Genomic DNA, 13438 nt, shown 5'->3' with positions numbered 1-13438 from the left:
GGCCACCCCCAAAAAACCAAGAGACCCCAAGGAGTCCATCACATGCTGTATCGACGAAATCCGCAACTCAACAAAAACGGCGAGCTGATTCACCTGCTGTCGATTGAAGGCCTGCCCAAGGCCACCCTGACGCAGATCCTCGACACCGCCGCCAACTTCGTCAGCGTCAACAACCGCGAAGTCAAAAAAGTCCCGCTGCTGCGCGGCAAGAGTGTCTTCAATCTCTTCTTTGAAAACTCCACCCGCACCCGCACCACCTTCGAAATCGCCGCCACGCGGCTGTCGGCCGATGTCATCAACCTGGACATCGCGCGCTCATCGGCCTCCAAGGGCGAGTCGCTGCTCGACACCATCGCCAACCTGAGTGCCATGGCCGCCGATCTCTTCGTCGTGCGCCACAGCGAATCGGGCGCACCTTATCTGATCGCCCAGCACGTCGCGCCGCATGTGCACGTCATCAACGCCGGCGACGGCCGCCATGCGCACCCCACGCAGGGCCTGCTCGACATGTACACCATCCGGCACTACAAGAAAGATTTCAGCAAGCTCACGGTCGCCATCGTCGGTGACGTGCTGCACTCGCGCGTGGCGCGTTCCGACATCCATGCACTCACCACGCTGGGCTGCCCCGAAGTGCGCGTGGTCGGCCCCAAGACCCTGGTGCCCGCCGACATGGCGCAGATGGGCGTTCGCGTCTGCAATACGCTCGAAGAAGGTATCAAGGACGCCGACGTAATCATCATGCTCAGGCTGCAGAACGAACGCATGTCCGGCGCGCTATTGCCCAGCAGCCAGGAGTTCTTCAAGAGCTTCGGCCTCACCACCGAAAAATTGAAACTGGCCAAGCCAGACGCCATCGTCATGCACCCCGGGCCTATCAACCGCGGCGTTGAAATTGACTCCGCCGTTGTCGACGGCACGCAGAGTGTGATCCTGCCGCAAGTCACATTTGGTATTGCAGTCCGCATGGCCGTCATGAGCATAGTCGCAGGGAACGAAGCATGAAGATACTCATAAAAAACGGCCGCGTCATCGACCCAGCCTCGAAATTCGACGAAGTTTGCGACGTGGCAATTGCCGCGGGCCGCATCGTCTCGCTCAAAGGCCCGCCCGCTGATTTCGCGGCCAACAAGACGATTGATGCCACGGGCTGCATCGTCGCCCCCGGCCTGATCGACTTGTCCGCCCGCTTGCGAGAACCTGGGCACGAGCACGAAGGCATGCTCGAAAGCGAACTCGCCGCGGCTGTGGCCGGCGGCGTCACAAGCCTGGTCTGCCCGCCTGATACCGATCCGGTACTCGACGAGCCCGGCCTCGTTGAAATGCTCAAGTTCCGCGCCGAGAAGCTGCACCAGTCGCGCGTGTTCCCGCTAGGTGCGCTCACGCGTGCGCTCAAGGGTGAGACGCTGACCGAGATGGTCGAATTGACGGAATCGGGCTGCGTAGGCTTCAGCCAGGCCGAGGTGCCGCTGGCCAACACGCAAGTCATGATGCGCGCCCTGCAATACGCCTCGACCTTCGGCTACACCGTCTGGCTGCGCCCGCAAGAGATGTACCTGGGAAGCGGCGTCGCTGCCAGCGGCGCTTTGGCCACGCGCCTGGGCCTGAGCGGTGTATCAGTCGCCGCCGAAACCATCGCACTGCACACCATCTTCGAGCTGGTGCGTGCCACCGGCGCGCGCGTGCACCTGTGCCGCATCAGCAGCGCCGCGGGTGTGGCCCTGGTGGCCAAGGCCAAGACAGAAGGCCTGGCCGTGACCTGTGACGTCAGCATCAACAGCCTGCACTTGACCGACGTGGACATCGGCTACTTCGACAGCCGCATGCGGCTGGACCCGCCGCTGCGTCAGCAGCGCGACCGCGACGCCATCCGCCAGGGTTTGGCCGACGGCACCATCGACGCGCTGGTGTCTGACCACACGCCTGTTGACGAAGACGCCAAGACTTTGCCCTTTGCCGAAGCCGAGCCGGGCGCCACAGGGCTTGAGTTGCTGCTGGGCCTGGCCTGCAAATGGGGTACTGACAGCGATGCTGGTCTGCAGCGCGCACTGGCGGTGCTTACGAGTGAACCCGCGCGGGTGCTGGGCAATGCGCTTGGCACGCTGCAGGCCAGCGCGGGGCAGCTCGTTAAAGGCGGCGTGGCCGATATCTGCATATTTGACCCCGCCGGTGAATGGACAGTCGAGCCCGCCGCCTTGCGCAGCCAGGGCAAGCACACACCGTTCTCGGGCCACCAGATGCCTGCGCGCGTGCGCTGGACGATCGTGGGCGGACAGCTCGCTTATGAAGCTCCTGACGCTTCACACTGAGGCGCTGCTTCCGTATGAAATGGCTTCACTTTTGTGGGACCTTGTTGCGCGCCATCGTGCATGCCGTCCAGGGTTTCTGGACGATCAAGACTGCTTTCCCCAAACTTCCCCAGGCTGAGCAGGAGGCCCGCGTACAGGCATGGGCCGGGGCCATGCTGTGCATCGTGGGCATTGAACTGGTGGTCAATGGCACGCCGCCGGCCACCGGCCCGGTGTTGCTGGTGGCCAACCATATTTCGTGGCTGGACATCCTGGTGATGCATGCCTCGCGCCATTGCCGCTTTGTCTCCAAGGCGGATGTGCGGGACTGGCCCTTTGTGCGCACGCTGTCAGACGGCGCGGGTTCCCTCTACATCGAGCGCGAGTCGCGGCGCGATGCTCACCGCGTCGTCACGCAAATGGCGGACCGCCTCCGCGCAGGCGACATCCTGGCGGTGTTCCCTGAAGGCACGACGGGCGACGGCATCACCCTCAAGCACTTTCACGCCAACCTTATCCAGGCGGCCATTGAAGCGTCTGTGCCGGTGCAGCCGGTGGCACTGAAGTTCATCGACGCCGCCAGCGGCGCGACCAGCTTCGCCCCCAGTTATGTGGATGACGAAACCCTGGTCGGATCGATTTGGCGCACCCTGACTGCGCCGCCGCTCAAGGCGGTCGTTACCTTTGGCGAGGTGCAGGCCCCGCAAGGCCAGACCCGCCGGGTGTGGGCGCAGGCGCTGCGGGAAGATATTGAGCGTCTGAGGCAGACGCAAGGGTAAAGTGGCCGGCGGAGCTAAGCGCGGCTAGGGCGCAGCAACGGTTTCACGGGGAAAGGTCACCACATGGTCGACCTCGGCACGTATGCCTATCCACTCGCCCAGCGCATGGTTGTGGTGCGACGGCACATGCGCCATCACCGTCTCGCCCGTCTGCAATTTGAGCGTGTACAAAAACTCTGACCCGCGAAATGCCTTGCGCACGATCTGCGCTTTCACTGGTGCGTTGTCGTCATGCACGATGTCGTCGGCGCGCAGCAGCACGTCGCACAGGCCGCCGGCATACGCGCCGGGCAAGGGGCATTCGAGCATGTCCGTCAGGTCGCCCAGCGCAGTGTGCACCACCACGTCGTCGCCGCGCTGCTCGATATGCGCTTGCGCAAACACACCATGGCCGATGAAGTCAGCCACAAATCGGGTGGCAGGGCGGTGGTACAGCGCATAAGCCTCATCCCACTGGTGCAGTTTGCCCTGGTGCATTACGCCGATGCGGTCGCCGATGGCAAAAGCCTCCAGCTGGTCATGTGTGACGAACAGTGCGGTGGCGCCGGCCGCCTTCAGGATGCCGCGCACCTCGTGCGCCAGGCGCTCACGCAGGTCCACGTCCAGGTTGGAAAACGGCTCGTCCAGCAACAGCAGGCGCGGCTGCGGTGCAAGCGCGCGCGCCAGTGCCACGCGTTGCTGCTGGCCGCCTGAAAGCTCATGCGGAAAGCGCTTGTGCACATTGCCCAGGCCGACCAGCTCCAGCACGTCTGCGACGCGCTGCTTGCGCTGAGCGGGTGTTAGATGAGTGAGCCCGAAGGCCACGTTGTGCGCGGCATCCAGATGCGGAAACAGCGCGTAGTCCTGAAACACCATGCCGATGCGGCGGGATTCGGCCGGCACATGCAAGGCGGCGGTGCTCACCACATCCTTTGCCAGCGTAATGCTGCCGGCATTGGCCCGTTCAAGGCCAGCCACTGCGCGCAGCAAGGTGGTTTTGCCGCAACCTGAAGGCCCGATCAGAACGCCGATTTCCCCTGCCTGGAGGCTGAACGACACGCCGTCCACGGCGGGTTTTGAGCGGCCGGCGTAGTGCACGCCCAACTGGGAGATATCCAGAAACATGCAAACAATTGTAGATGCTTACAATTCTCATTTGCAGTGACTGACTGCAAAAGCGTGGCGAACGCAGGCGGGGGCAGGGCTCCTTCCCGCGAGAGGCCTTTTTGCTGAGGCTTCCGGGGCTCCATGTTTCGCCGATATTTCCCTTCTGTTGTGCTGTTTTTGCTGGTTGGGCTGCTGACGCTGCCGGTGCTGGCCGTCGCCTTGTCCTGGCTGCAGTTCAACAGCGATGCGCAATCCATCCTGCTGCAGATGCTGCAGACCGTGTTGCCCGATTACACGCGCACATCACTGCTGCTGTGCCTGTGCGTGGCCTTTGGCGTGGCGGTGGTGGGAATGGCCACCGCCAGCATGGTCACGCTGTTTGATTTCCCCGGGCGCCGGGTGTTTGAGTGGGCCTTGCTGCTGCCGCTGGCCATGCCGGCCTATGTGCTGGCCTATGCGTATACCGACTTTCTCCAATACGCCGGCCCGCTGCAGACCTGGCTGCGTGCCAGCTTCGGCCTGCAGGGCCGGCTGCTGCCCGAGGTGCGCAGCCTGGGGGGTGCCGTACTGGTCTTCACCGTCGCGCTCTACCCCTATGTGTACCTGCTTGCGCGCACGGCCCTGTCTGAGCGCGCCGTGCACCTGATGGAAGCGGCGCGCCTGCTGGGCGCACCGCTGTCGCGCCGCATCCGCGGTGTGGCGCTGCCGCTGGCGCGGCCTGCCGTGGCCGCTGGTGTGGCGCTGGCGCTCATGGAAACGCTGGCCGACTTCGGCGTCTCCAGCTATTTCGGCATCCAGACCTTCACCGCCGGCATCTACAAGGCGTGGCTCTCGATGGACAACCGCATCGCTGCGGCGCAGCTGGCGACCGTGCTGCTTTTCTTTGTCGCGCTGCTGCTGTGGATAGAGCACAGCGCGCAAAAGCGCATGCGCTTTGCCACCGGCCGCGGCGCGCGCGCCGGCGCGCAAGACGCGGCCCCCGTGCAGTTGCGCGGCCTGCGCGCCGTTTCGGCCTGGCTCGTGTGCGCCGTGCCCATCGCGCTGGGCTTTGTGTTGCCGGTGCTCTTTATGCTGCGCCCGCTGGTGCTGGGGTGGGACAACCTGCTTTGGGACAAATTCATTGGCTGGACGCTCAGCAGCATTGGCCTTGCAGGCTTGAGCGCACTGTTGGCCACCGCGCTTGCCTTGGGCCTGGCCTTTGCGGTGCGCCGGCAGCCGGGCCTGCTTACCCGCGCTGCCGTGCACCTGGCGGGTCTGGGTTATGCCGTGCCCGGCGCGGTGATTGTGGTGGGCCTCCTGCTGCCCGTGGGCTGGTTGCAGGCCGCTGCGCCGCAGACCAGCGCGGGCTATTGGGTCACCGCCACCATCCTCGGTGTGGTCTGGGCTTACCTGGTGCGCTTCAGCGCCGTGGCACTGCAAAGCCTGCAAAGCGGCTACTCGCGCATCCCGGCCAGCTTTGACGACAGCGCGCGCATGCTGGGCACCAGCGGCCTGGGCATCCTCAGCCGCGTTCATTGGCCGCTGCTCAAGCGCTCGGTGGCGGCAGCGGGCCTGCTGGTGTTTGTCGATGTGATGAAAGAGCTGCCCGCCACGCTGGTGCTGCGGCCCTTCAACAGCGACACCCTGGCCGTGATCACCTACCAGCTCGCGCGCGACGAGCGGCTTGGTGAGGCCGCCTTGCCCGCGCTGGCGCTGGTGCTGGTGGGTTTGCTGCCCGTCGCGCTGCTCAGCCGCACGCTGCGGTCAAAGTAAACGCAACCAGGCACTTCCCGTCAGCCGCACTCAGGCCTTGGCCTTGATGTAGCGGTATTCCTGCATCAGGCCGCCAGAGCCGCAGGCTTCGCCACGGGCTGCGATTTTTCATCTTTGGTGTCGCTGCCGTCCACCACCTTGATGTCGAAATAAAAACAGTTCTTGCCCTGGCCGGCGTGCCATGCAGTTACGTTCCGGCCAGGAAGCCGTTGCGAATTTTGTTGCTTTTCTTCGCGCAATGGCACGTTCTCGCAGCGCGGCGCCGAGCCTGTAAGCATGAGCCTACGCTCATCAAATACGGGGGCCTACGGTGGGAGAAAAAGAACGAGCGTACGGTGTGAACATGCCGCCCGGACGACATGGGACATAAGTGCGACGGGCGAATTTATCAACTGACGTTCAGGAGAACACCATGAACAAGGACCGCGTGGAAGGCAACTGGCTTCAATTCAAAGGCAAAGTCAAAGAACAGTGGGGCAAGCTCACTGACGACGACCTCGATGTAATCGCCGGCAAACGCGACCAGTTGCTGGGCCGCATCCAGGAGCGCCACGGCCTCAGCAAGGATGAGGCTGAGAAGCAGGTCGCCGCCTGGAAAGACCGCAACCCGACCGATTTTTTTGAGCGCTATTGATCCGCCGTTGAGCGTTCCAGCGTCCATCCATAACCAATCCATAACTCCAACTCATCCAAAGGAAAATCCATGAAAACCAAATTACTGATGCTGACCGCTGTGATGTCCTGTGCTTTTGCCGGCCAGGCCCTGGCTATGACCAAAGAGGAACATAAAGCCGAGAGCAACCGCATCTCGGCCGACTACAAAGCCGGCCGCGACAAGTGCGCCACCTTGAAAGACAATGCCAAAGACATCTGCGTGGCCGAAGCCAAAGGCGCTGAAAAAGTCGCCAAGGCCGAACTGGAAGCCCAGTACAAGCCCAGCCCGCGCAACACCGAAAAGGTGGCCCTGGCCAAAGGCGATGCCGCCTACGACGCCGCCAAGGAAAAGTGCGACGACCTGAAAGGCAATGAGAAGGACGTTTGCGTGAAAGATGCCAAAGCGGCCCACGTCAAAGCCAAGGAAGACGCCAAGGTCGCCAAGACCTCAGCCGACACCAGCAAGAACAAGACTGAAAAAGTGACCGAAGCCAAGAAGGACGCCAGCGCCGAAAAGCGTGAAGCCGACTACAAAGCCGCCAAGGAGCGTTGCGATGCGCTTACCGGCGCCCCGAAGGACACCTGCCAGAACGACGCCAAGGCCAAGTTCGGCATGAAGTAAGCGGCGGAGCCTGCTACCCGAGGGTGGCAGGCCTTCCTCCAGAACGGCGCGTGAAACCGCCGGAATCACCCGGGATGCCGAGGCATCACCGGGTTTTTTCGTTTTGCCCTCCTGTTGCGCCTCTCTTGCTTCACCCCGCTTGTTCGCCCGGTTCCTCATTTGCTATTAATTCAGGAGCTGCTTGCGCAATATACATAAGGGCTTCGGCTACTTTTTTCATAAGAAATCAGCCTGCTGGTGGTGCGGGCGTGACGGCGCTTGTAGAGCCGCAGCCGGCTGCGCCACGGGGATGCGGCTGGCGTCGTCGGTTCCCCAGAATCCAAGGAGCACACTGGGACAGGGCGCCGGCTCCGGCGTGCATCGGGGTCGCGCTCTTAAAATGAGAGCTTCGCGGCGGCCAGAGATTCAGCTGTTTGCCGCCCGCCACAACCAAAGGTCTCAATGCTTGTTCAGGATGGTTTGCCCGCTCGCGAACGCTTGCGTGCGTTGCTGGTCATCGTTCTCGGTATTGTCATGGCGGTGCTTGACGGGACCATCGTTAACCTGGCGCTGCCGGACATCGCCCGTGAACTGAACGCCGCGCCCGCCCAGTCCATCTGGGTCATCAACGCCTACCAGGTCGCCACGCTGGCGCTCTTGCTGCCGCTGGCCACATTAGGCGACATCATCGGTTACCGTCGCGTTTACCTGGCAGGCATGGCCGTGTTCACGCTGGCCTCGCTGCTCTGTGCGCTGGCTGATTCATTGACCACACTGGCGCTGGCCCGCGTGCTGCAGGGCTTGGGCGCGGCTGGCCTCATGAGCGTCAACACCGCGCTGGTTCGGCTCATCTACCCAAAACACCTGCTCGGCCGCGGCATCGCCATCAACTCGCTGGTGGTGGCCACCGCCTCGGTGGCCGGCCCGTCGATTGCGGCCGGCATTCTTTCCGTCGGTTCGTGGCCGTGGCTGTTTGCGCTCAATGTGCCGTTCGGCCTGATGTCGTTGTGGTGGGGTCGAAAGGCGCTGCCCGAGAACACCGCCAAGGCAGAGAGCCTCAAGCTCTCGCCGGTCGATGTGGTGCTCAACGCCCTGATGTTCGGCCTGGTGTTCCTGGGCGTAGACGGCCTGGGTGTACGCGTGGAAGCTGTGCCGGGTGCGGCATCATCCTTGTGGCTGCCGCTGGCCGAGCTGGCCGCCGGAATCGTCATCGGCGTGATCTACGTGCGCCGCCAGCTGGCCATGCCCGTGCCGCTATTTCCGCTTGATTTGCTGCGCATTCCCGTGTTCGCGCTGTCCATGGGCACGTCGATAGGCGCCTTCTGCGCGCAGACGCTGGCCTATATCTGCCTGCCCTTTTTGCTGCTGGGCAGCTACGGCTTCAGTCACCTCGAGGCGGGCTTGCTGCTCACCGCCTGGCCGCTGGCGATTGTGGTGACTTCGCCGCTGGTGGGCCGGCTTATAGGGCGCTATCCAGGCGGCCTGCTGGGCGGCGTTGGCATGGCCATGCTCTGCCTGGGGCTGGTGTTGCTGGCCGTGTTGCCCGCGCATCCGGCGCAGGCCGACATCGTCTGGCGAATGGCGCTGTGCGGCATCGGCTACGGCCTCTTTCAGTCACCCAACAACCACACCATCATCACCTCGGCGCCCGCACACCGCAGCGGCGGCGCCAGCGGCATGCTGGGCACGGCACGTTTGACGGGACAGACATTGGGCGCGGTTTTACTGGCGATGATTTTTGCCGTGTCCAGTCCCGGTGAAGGCGGTCAGGGTCCCTTGATCGCCCTTTGGCTGGCCGCTGCCTTTGCCGCCACGGCCGGTGTTTGCAGCGCCCTGCGCATGACGCAGGCAGCACGACCCAAAACTCAGACGGATTAAACGGCGGGCGCCTGCAGGCCCGCCGCCCGGTGCACTTCGACGCGGATTTCTTCGGTAAGTTTTGCCTTGAGATCCGTGAAAACCGGTGTCGTCTTTACCAAGTAATGCCGTGGATGCTCCAGGGGCACCGCAATGTCGCACTTGATGCGGCCTGGTCTTGCGCTCATGACGACCACGCGGCTGCCCATAAAGATGGCCTCATCGATGTCATGCGTCACGAACAGCACGGTTTTCTGCTCGGCCTCCCAGATACCTTGCAGCAGCTCCTGCATCAGCTCACGCGTCTGATGGTCCAGTGCGCCGAAGGGCTCGTCCATCAGCAGGATGCGCGGGTTGTTGGCAAGGGCACGAGCGAGTGCTGTGCGTTGTTGCATGCCGCCTGAAAGCTGTTTGGGGAAATGGTTCTCAAATCCCTGCAGTCCGACCTTCTTGATGAATTGGTGCGCGATATCGTGCTGCTTTTCCAGTGGCATGCCTTTTTCCCGCAGGCCAAAGCAGACGTTTTGCAAAATCGTGAGCCACGGAAAGAGCGTGTAGCTCTGGAACACCATGCCGCGGTCCGCGCCTGGGCCCGCTATGGGTTTGCCGTCCAGCACGATGGTGCCGCTTGTGGGAATGTCCAGCCCGGCGACCATGCGCAGCAGGGTGGACTTGCCGCAGCCTGAAGGACCGAGGATGGTGATGAAGTCGTTCTCGGCAACCGCGAGGTCGGTGGCTTGCAGCGCGACGGTGCCGGGGCCCTTGTTGGCGGCAAAGGTTTTCGACAACTGGGTGACGGTCAGGATCGGTGTGGAGGAAGAAGAAGTCATCGGCCTAACTGAGCCCACGGGAAAAGTTTTCTATTGAGCGCTTTAAACGCCAGGTCGGTGACCAGGCCGAATACACCAATGACGATGATGCCGAAGATGATCTGGTCTGTCGCCAGCAGTGCCTGGCTGTCGGTGATCATGTGGCCGATGCCGCTGGACGCGCCTATCAGCTCCGCGACGATCACATAGGTCCAGGCCCAGCCCAGTACCATGCGCAAGGTCTCGGCAATCTCGGGCGCTGCACTGGGCAGCAGCACGCGCACCACGATGCCGCGGTCGGCCGCGCCCAACGTGTAGGCCGCCTCGACCAGGTCGCGCCGCGTGTTGCCGACACTCACGGCAATCATCAACACCAGTTGAAAGAAGGAGCCGATAAAAATCACGGCGAGCTTCTGTGCCTCACCAATCCCGGCCCACAAAATCAGTAGCGGAATAAAAGCCGAGGCCGGCAGATAGCGTGCGAAGCTCACAAAGGGTTCAAAGAACGCTTCGACCGGTTTGTAGGCGCCCATCATCACGCCGAGCGGCACTGCCAGCAAGGCCGCAATCGCAAAGCCGCCCAACACCCGCCAGACCGTCATGCCGATGTCCTTGGCGAAACCCTGGTTGGCCAGCAGGTCGTAACCTGATTTCACCATGGTGATGGGGTCCGCCAGGAATGTCTTGGAGACATAGCCCCCCAGCGTGAAGATGGCCCACACGACAAAGAACAGGATGAAGAAGCTCACACCCAGCGCGATGCGCGCGCCGGGAGTGACAGGTTGGAGTGGTCTCATGCGCGTAACCTGGTAGCGGCGCTTGCCTTCGCCAGGGCCAGCGCGGAACCGGCTTTGCCGGGCCGCTGGTGGCGCCCCCTTGAGGGGCTGAGAGCCGCGGCTCCAAGCCTGCCCGCGCAGGCTTGGACGGCTCGGAAGAGCCGCCGCCTCTGGCGGCGGTGCGGAGCGGCCGAAGGCCGCTTCGGGGGGGAGCTCATTTGATGAACCGGGTGTCAGCCAGCTTGGTCATGTCTGGCAGCGACTTGATGATGCCGGCTTCGAGCAGCAGGTCAGCCGCTTCCTTGCTGAAGGCAGCATGCTCACCGGCAAAGAATTTCTGATTCGCCGCGCGGTCTTGCCAGCGCAGGTATTTGGAGGAGGCTTCAAAGGCATCGCCGGTCTGCTTCACGTCAGCGCCCATGATCTCGAAGCTCTTCTTGGGTTCCTTCTGGATCATCTCGACAGCCTCAAAGTAGCTGTCGGCCAGAGCCTTGGCGGCTTTGGGGTTTTCTGCCAGGAATTTGGGCGTGCAGCCAAATGTGTCCATCACCATGGGGTAGTCCAGCGTGGTGGCGAGGATCTTGCCAGCCTCTGGCTTGGCGCGCACCGCACCCAGGTAAGGCTCGTAGGTCATGGCGGCATCCACACCGTCGGTGCCGGCAATCATGGCGTTGGCCGCGGCCTGCGGCTCGAGGTTGACGATCTTCACATCCTTGGTGCTCATGCCGTTTTTCTTCAGCATCCAGGCCAGGGCGAAGTAAGGCGAGGTGCCGGGCGCGCTGGCGGCCACGGTCTTGCCTTTGAGGTCGGTGATCTTGGTGATGGCGGGTTTGACCACCATGCCGTCGGCGCCATAGCTCTTGTCGAGCTGGAAGATCTGCGTGGTAGCCACGCCGTTGGCATTCCACACCACCCAGGTTTCTACCGTGGTGGCGGCGCACTGCACATCACCCGAGGCAATGGCCAGGTGGCGGTCTTTTTGCGGAATCTTTTTGATGGAGACGTCGAGCCCGTTTTTCTTGAAGATGTTGGCTTCCTTGGCCAGTGTCAACGGGGCGAAGCCCGTCCACCCCGAGATGCCGACGGCGACTTTGGTTTCCTGCGCCTGGGCATTCATCGTGGCCAGTGCGGCCGAAGCGGCCAGCAGTGAAAAGGCAAGGTGCTTCTTCATGAAAGATTTCTCCTGTAGGGAACGGGTTGGGATATCGCTACTGTATGCAGGCTTCATGCCAGCCGCAAGGCCGTTAGCTCGGTGATTTGCGCTTCACCGGCCAGACCAATCAGCCCGCCCGCCACCAATTGGTGCACCTTCTCCATGTCGGGCGCAAGGCTGCGGTCATGCATCATGGCCGGCGAGACCTGGCGCACCAGTTGCAGCACACCCTCCAGCACGGTGGAACTCTTGAGCGGTCGCAGAAATTCAATACCTTGTGCGGCAGCCAGCAGTTCGATCGCCACGATGTATTCGGTGTTGCGCAGCATGGGTTGCAACCGGCGCGCCGCGAATGTGGCCATACTCACATGGTCTTCCTGATTGGCCGATGTTGGCAGGCTGTCCACGCTGGCCGGGTGGGCGAGTGATTTGTTCTCTGACGCCAGTGCTGCGGCAGTGACATGCACGATCATGAAGCCGGAATTGAGGCCCGGCTCGGGTGTCAGAAAGGCCGGCAGGCGCGAGGCTACGGTGTCGACCAGCATGGCGATGCGGCGCTCTGTGATGGCTCCGATTTCGGCGATGGCGACTGCCAGCGCGTCGCAAGCCAATGCGACCGGCTCCGCATGGAAATTCCCCCCGGAGAGCAGCGTTGCATCGTCAGCAAACACCAGCGGGTTGTCGGTCACGGCATTGGCTTCGCGCATTAGCACCTGCGTGGCGTAACGCATCTGGTCCAGGCAGGCACCCATCACCTGTGGCTGGCAGCGCAGGCAGTAAGGGTCTTGCACGCGGTCGTCGCCTTCGAGGTGCGAGCGGCGAATCTCGCTGCCCACCATGATGGCGCGGTAGGCCGCAGCGCAGTCGATCTGGCCCGGTTGGCCGCGCACGGCGTGGATGCGTGGGTCAAACGGGCCGTCGCTGCCGCGCGCAGCGTCCAGCGTGACGGCGCCCGAGATCACAGCGGCTTCAAACAGGCGGTCGGTGGCGAGCAGTGCATCCAGCGCCAGCGCGGTCGAGACCTGAGTGCCGTTGATCAGCGCCAGGCCTTCCTTGGCCGACAACTTCACCGGCGTGATGGATACCTGTTTGAGCGCATCACCCGCGGCCATGCGCTCACCTTGGTAGAAGACTTCGCCTTCGCCAATGAGTGGCAGGCACAGGTGGGCCAAGGGGGCCAGGTCGCCCGAAGCGCCTACCGAGCCCTGGCAGGGGATCACCGGCGTCAGGCCTTTGTTGTAGAGCGCTATCAGTGTATCGATCACGACTTCTCGCACACCGGAATAACCGCGTGCCAGGCTCGCGGCCTTGAGCAGCAGCACCAGTCGCACCACGCGCTCGGGCATGGGCTCGCCCACACCCACGGCGTGAGACCGTAGCAGGTTAAGTTGCAGGATTTCGAGGTCGGCCTGCGCTATGCGCTGATTGGCCAGCTTGCCAAAGCCGGTGTTGACGCCGTAGACGGCGGCACCACCCTGTGCCGCCTGCTGTACCAGGGCTGCACTGGCGCGAATGCCCGCTACAGCAGACAGGTCAATGGCGAGTGTTTCACGCCTGGTGTGGATTTGCCGAAGCTGGGACAGCGTGAGATAGCCAGGTTGGATGTTCATGAGGGAGATGTCCGGGTTTCGTCAAAGGGGGCGGCTATGCGCCGCCGGCCATACTGGCGCGTGGTTCGAGCGG

The 13438-nt window shown here is 63.0% G+C and carries 13 protein-coding genes; 7 read left to right on the top strand and 6 right to left on the bottom strand.

All coding sequences use genetic code 11. The annotated features are described in order from the left end of the window. Nucleotides 1-42: 42 nt before the first annotated feature. From AC1DZE_RS02780 to AC1DZE_RS02770, 3 genes are read left to right on the top strand one after another with little or no spacing between them, the layout of a single operon-like run. Nucleotides 43-1005, top strand: a complete 963-nt coding sequence (locus tag AC1DZE_RS02780; RefSeq protein ID WP_477668340.1) for an aspartate carbamoyltransferase catalytic subunit — start codon at nucleotides 43-45, stop codon at nucleotides 1003-1005. Further along, nucleotides 1002-2309: a dihydroorotase gene (locus tag AC1DZE_RS02775; protein ID WP_477671804.1), complete on the top strand. Its 1308-nt coding sequence runs from the start codon at nucleotides 1002-1004 to the stop codon at nucleotides 2307-2309. Before AC1DZE_RS02780 ends, AC1DZE_RS02775 begins: the two co-directional genes overlap by 4 nt. 14 nt (nucleotides 2310-2323) lie before the next feature. Further along, the gene (locus AC1DZE_RS02770; RefSeq protein ID WP_477668338.1) at nucleotides 2324-3067 is read left to right on the top strand and encodes a lysophospholipid acyltransferase family protein; all 744 of its coding nucleotides are present in this window, start codon (nucleotides 2324-2326) and stop codon (nucleotides 3065-3067) included. Nucleotides 3068-3091: 24 nt separating this feature from the next. Here AC1DZE_RS02770 and AC1DZE_RS02765 read toward each other — a convergent pair whose 3' ends face one another. Then, nucleotides 3092-4171, bottom strand: a complete 1080-nt coding sequence (locus AC1DZE_RS02765) for an ABC transporter ATP-binding protein (RefSeq protein WP_477671803.1) — start codon at nucleotides 4169-4171, stop codon at nucleotides 3092-3094. Between the two features lie 123 nt (nucleotides 4172-4294). Between AC1DZE_RS02765 and AC1DZE_RS02760 the strand changes: the two genes are divergently transcribed. Beyond that, a complete protein-coding gene (locus tag AC1DZE_RS02760; RefSeq protein ID WP_477671802.1) occupies nucleotides 4295-5905 on the top strand; it encodes an ABC transporter permease in 1611 nt (536 codons plus the stop codon). Between the two features lie 65 nt (nucleotides 5906-5970). Here the strand turns inward: AC1DZE_RS02760 and AC1DZE_RS02755 are convergent, their stop codons facing one another. Continuing rightward, on the bottom strand, nucleotides 5971-6183 hold the full coding sequence (locus tag AC1DZE_RS02755; protein WP_477668335.1) for a hypothetical protein: 213 nt from the start codon (nucleotides 6181-6183) through the stop codon (nucleotides 5971-5973). A 134-nt stretch (nucleotides 6184-6317) separates the two neighbouring features. On the opposite strand from AC1DZE_RS02755, the gene AC1DZE_RS02750 reads away from it, so the two are divergent. From AC1DZE_RS02750 to AC1DZE_RS02740, 3 genes are all read left to right on the top strand, one after another. Then, nucleotides 6318-6539, top strand: coding sequence for a CsbD family protein (locus tag AC1DZE_RS02750; protein WP_457281027.1), 222 nt, complete (start codon nucleotides 6318-6320; stop codon nucleotides 6537-6539). Nucleotides 6540-6608: 69 nt separating this feature from the next. Continuing rightward, nucleotides 6609-7181 carry a hypothetical protein gene (locus tag AC1DZE_RS02745; protein WP_477668333.1) on the top strand — a complete coding sequence of 191 codons (573 nt, stop codon included), beginning with the start codon at nucleotides 6609-6611 and terminating at the stop codon, nucleotides 7179-7181. A 441-nt stretch (nucleotides 7182-7622) separates the two neighbouring features. Beyond that, nucleotides 7623-9038 carry an MFS transporter gene (locus AC1DZE_RS02740; protein WP_477668332.1) on the top strand — a complete coding sequence of 472 codons (1416 nt, stop codon included), beginning with the start codon at nucleotides 7623-7625 and terminating at the stop codon, nucleotides 9036-9038. On the opposite strand, the gene AC1DZE_RS02735 is transcribed toward AC1DZE_RS02740, so the two are convergent. From AC1DZE_RS02735 to hutH, 4 genes are all read right to left on the bottom strand, one after another. After that, nucleotides 9035-9847, bottom strand: coding sequence for an ABC transporter ATP-binding protein (locus tag AC1DZE_RS02735; RefSeq protein ID WP_477668331.1), 813 nt, complete (start codon nucleotides 9845-9847; stop codon nucleotides 9035-9037). The two genes, AC1DZE_RS02740 and AC1DZE_RS02735, sit on opposite strands and share 4 nt — an antisense overlap. Further along, nucleotides 9844-10623, bottom strand: a complete 780-nt coding sequence (locus AC1DZE_RS02730; protein WP_477668330.1) for an ABC transporter permease — start codon at nucleotides 10621-10623, stop codon at nucleotides 9844-9846. The genes AC1DZE_RS02735 and AC1DZE_RS02730 overlap by 4 nt, the downstream gene beginning before the upstream one ends. Nucleotides 10624-10816: 193 nt before the next feature. Continuing rightward, entirely contained in the window at nucleotides 10817-11773 is a 957-nt protein-coding gene (locus tag AC1DZE_RS02725) for an ABC transporter substrate-binding protein (protein ID WP_477668329.1), read from the bottom strand. 53 nt (nucleotides 11774-11826) lie between these two features. Beyond that, on the bottom strand, nucleotides 11827-13365 hold the full coding sequence (gene hutH / locus AC1DZE_RS02720) for a histidine ammonia-lyase (protein WP_477668328.1): 1539 nt from the start codon (nucleotides 13363-13365) through the stop codon (nucleotides 11827-11829). Between the last annotated feature and the right edge of the window lie 73 nt (nucleotides 13366-13438).

The sequence above is a fragment of the Polaromonas sp. P1_F1 genome, assembly GCF_056405795.1.
This window is presented reverse-complemented; position numbering and strand designations above follow the sequence as displayed.

What these genes read in the sequence shown, in the direction of transcription:
- AC1DZE_RS02780 (WP_477668340.1), top strand. Translation starts at nt 43, where the DNA reads ATGCTGTATCGACGAAATCCGCAACTCAACAAAAACGGCGAGCTGATT.
- AC1DZE_RS02775 (WP_477671804.1), top strand. Translation starts at nt 1,002, where the DNA reads ATGAAGATACTCATAAAAAACGGCCGCGTCATCGACCCAGCCTCGAAA.
- AC1DZE_RS02770 (WP_477668338.1), top strand. Translation starts at nt 2,324, where the DNA reads ATGAAATGGCTTCACTTTTGTGGGACCTTGTTGCGCGCCATCGTGCAT.
- AC1DZE_RS02765 (WP_477671803.1), bottom strand. Translation starts at nt 4,171, where the DNA reads ATGTTTCTGGATATCTCCCAGTTGGGCGTGCACTACGCCGGCCGCTCA.
- AC1DZE_RS02760 (WP_477671802.1), top strand. Translation starts at nt 4,295, where the DNA reads ATGTTTCGCCGATATTTCCCTTCTGTTGTGCTGTTTTTGCTGGTTGGG.
- AC1DZE_RS02755 (WP_477668335.1), bottom strand. Translation starts at nt 6,183, where the DNA reads ATGCTTACAGGCTCGGCGCCGCGCTGCGAGAACGTGCCATTGCGCGAA.
- AC1DZE_RS02750 (WP_457281027.1), top strand. Translation starts at nt 6,318, where the DNA reads ATGAACAAGGACCGCGTGGAAGGCAACTGGCTTCAATTCAAAGGCAAA.
- AC1DZE_RS02745 (WP_477668333.1), top strand. Translation starts at nt 6,609, where the DNA reads ATGAAAACCAAATTACTGATGCTGACCGCTGTGATGTCCTGTGCTTTT.
- AC1DZE_RS02740 (WP_477668332.1), top strand. Translation starts at nt 7,623, where the DNA reads ATGCTTGTTCAGGATGGTTTGCCCGCTCGCGAACGCTTGCGTGCGTTG.
- AC1DZE_RS02735 (WP_477668331.1), bottom strand. Translation starts at nt 9,847, where the DNA reads ATGACTTCTTCTTCCTCCACACCGATCCTGACCGTCACCCAGTTGTCG.
- AC1DZE_RS02730 (WP_477668330.1), bottom strand. Translation starts at nt 10,623, where the DNA reads ATGAGACCACTCCAACCTGTCACTCCCGGCGCGCGCATCGCGCTGGGT.
- AC1DZE_RS02725 (WP_477668329.1), bottom strand. Translation starts at nt 11,773, where the DNA reads ATGAAGAAGCACCTTGCCTTTTCACTGCTGGCCGCTTCGGCCGCACTG.
- hutH (WP_477668328.1), bottom strand. Translation starts at nt 13,365, where the DNA reads ATGAACATCCAACCTGGCTATCTCACGCTGTCCCAGCTTCGGCAAATC.